General features: G+C 37.2%; 2 protein-coding genes and 2 tRNA genes. 2 read left to right on the top strand and 2 right to left on the bottom strand.

Features of this window, described 5'->3' with window-relative positions:
- Nucleotides 1-301: 301 nt before the first annotated feature.
- Nucleotides 302-1,231: a hypothetical protein gene (locus tag BO222_RS10840; RefSeq protein WP_075820817.1), complete on the bottom strand. Its 930-nt coding sequence runs from the start codon at nucleotides 1,229-1,231 to the stop codon at nucleotides 302-304.
- A gap of 680 nt (nucleotides 1,232-1,911) precedes the next feature.
- Here BO222_RS10840 and BO222_RS10835 point away from each other — a divergent pair.
- A tRNA-Asn gene (locus BO222_RS10835) sits at nucleotides 1,912-1,987 on the top strand.
- A gap of 16 nt (nucleotides 1,988-2,003) precedes the next feature.
- A tRNA-Asn gene (locus BO222_RS10830) sits at nucleotides 2,004-2,079 on the top strand.
- Nucleotides 2,080-2,218: 139 nt separating this feature from the next.
- Here BO222_RS10830 and BO222_RS13365 read toward each other — a convergent pair.
- Complete coding sequence (locus tag BO222_RS13365; protein ID WP_198932072.1) at nucleotides 2,219-2,464, bottom strand: hypothetical protein; 246 nt, start codon at nucleotides 2,462-2,464, stop codon at nucleotides 2,219-2,221.
- Between the last annotated feature and the right edge of the window lie 87 nt (nucleotides 2,465-2,551).

Raw genomic sequence — 2,551 nt, 5'->3', positions numbered from 1 at the left:
TGATGTCTAATGGCCGATATTTTACCGACATCACCTGCGTTTCACCGCCCCCAGCTCTCTTTTAATATGCTCAAAATTGTACATCTTTTAATTACCCAATTTGTACATTTTCTGATTGACATTTACATTTTTCCAAGACCACCATAGACCGAGCATCATCAACAATCGATAGAAACGATTCGGTTATCCGCGGAAATAACCAGCAAATACAGATGAATACCAGGATGGAATAGACCGTAATCGTCTGTTTTGAACTTCTATATCCTTTTAAGCTTGAGAAGTCTTTTTGCCAGGTACAGCTTTAATATCCAATTCCAGCAATCAGTAAAGTAATGATCAGATGAACGAGCAGAAATGGAAGCAATCCCTGAAGCACAAAAGTTAATTTAATAGGTGCAGAAGGAAATAGGATAAGCAAAAACAAAACAAGCATCGTCATTGGAACAGTTAAAGCCATCCACTTTAAATACCTTGAATATACTGAAGCAAATATTTGCTTATTAGGACAACCATTAAGTCGGTAAATAGCTATTTCTCTTTGTCTATTCAGAATAAAACAGTAAAAAAGAACAAATTCTGCAGCACCATAAATAACAAAGAACGCCAGATTCCATCCTGAATATCTTGGAAGCACTCCAAAAGCAGAAGCATCAAATGTTGATACGGATTTGATATAGTCCAAAAACCTTGTCTGGAACTCATTCAATGACTCTTTTTTCTTACTCAGAAAATAAAATTGACCGTAAGATGTTTCAATGTTTTCTAATGGTGAAAAGCTCAACTGAATCTTTCCTGGTGAATAATCAGCTGGATTCAAATAAATCAATGTTTCATCTTCTGCATTCTGACTTAATGTTGACCACTTTTTCTCAGATGATTTGCTGAAGCGTGAAAAGCATCCAGCATTTCCCAGAGTTTTGGATGAAAACGAAGATGAGAGATAGAGATAACCATCCATGATCTGTTCAAAAAAGTTAACGGTCTCTCCTGTTACCTGCAGTGCCGCACTTTGACTGTCTACAAGGAAATCACTAAACTCTTTAAAGCGTCCGTCATCTCTTAGCTTTTGTACATCAAAACTGATCTGAGCTCCAAATGTAGAGTTTTCCTGAGCAATAGTAGTAGGAAAGTTAATCAAATCAGTGTACTGATCATTTGCTACTCCAAAAAATGAGCTTATGAATACAAATATGGCTGCAATCACCCCTACCAGAATAGATACCTTTTTCATGAATTCCTCCTAATCGAATAAAACCAGGCTGACTGGACGATCATCTGCCTGGTTTATTTAAAGCGAAAGTTACAATAATTTCATATCTACTTATCTGCTCTTTAAAGTGGATGTCGCCTTGAAGGTACACTTAAGAGAAGTGACAGGAGTATGCCTGGCACAAGAGTATATTCCATAATCACGATTAGAGCCAGATGCAGCCAATCCAGCAGCAAAATGAAAATAGAAATTTGAATTGTATCCCAGGTGAACAGTATGCACTAAAACAAAAACTACAGTCAGTGTTAATAACAGTCCCATAGAGCAGAAAACATAAATTCTTTTATTATTTTTAATTATCCCTTTCTTCATATCGATCATTTTGTAATTTTAAATTAATATATCATTTTCTTTATCACACTAATCAAATTAGATCGTTATTCCGCGGAATTTTGCCTTTATCTCTTATTGAATTGATGTATTTTTTCTGCTTTTTGCTGATCCAATCCATGAGATGCTGCAAAGTAAGGACGGTTTTATAAATAGAATCTAAATTTTGATACGAGATTGTAAATGTTAATCTACGGCTGTTTTTTACGCCATTCAGTCAGGCCTAATTTTTCATTTTTTTTGAAATTATCTTGTTGCATCACCTTGGGGATCATGTTAATATAACTAAGCAATCAAGAGATGAAGCACATGCCTGAATAGCTCAGTCGGTAGAGCATCCGGCTGTTAACCGGCAGGTCACAAGTTCGAGTCTTGTTTCAGGCGCCATCTTTTGATTTTTGATGCCTGAATAGCTCAGTCGGTAGAGCATCCGGCTGTTAACCGGCAGGTCACAAGTTCGAGTCTTGTTTCAGGCGCCATTTAGAAAATCAAGCGAAGAGAAATCTTCGCTTTTTTTGTTTTTATCCATCGTAATCATTTCCAAATCAAAAAGCCGACTGAATTTAACCAGCCAGCTTACATTCCTTAAGGTTTACATTCTCTTTTCTGCATTCGATTCTATATAACAAATCCGCATAAATCCGCAAGAATCCATCCGATTGGAATAGACCACCATATCCCCTGCAGTCCGATCGAAGGAATCGAGGATAGGATATACGACAAAGCTACTCTGGTTCCTAGTGAAACAACTGTCAGAAGGATAGAAATCGAAGGAGCACTTCCAGCACGAAACCATCCATAGAACAGGAACAAAAGACCTATTCCCGCTACTAAATATCTACAACTATCTAATATTCCTCTCAATAGTTACAGATATCTTTCCTGTCCGGCTTGAACCTGTTATCACGGGTCTGCTCCAGACAGATTCCTGTTTCTTCTCTTTTCTGAGGC

Source organism: Ileibacterium valens (assembly GCF_001945525.1).
In the GTDB taxonomy this organism is placed as follows: domain Bacteria; phylum Bacillota_I; class Bacilli_A; order Erysipelotrichales; family Erysipelotrichaceae; genus Ileibacterium; species Ileibacterium valens.
Note: the sequence above shows the minus strand (reverse complement) of the source record. Positions and strands in the feature narration are given on the sequence as shown.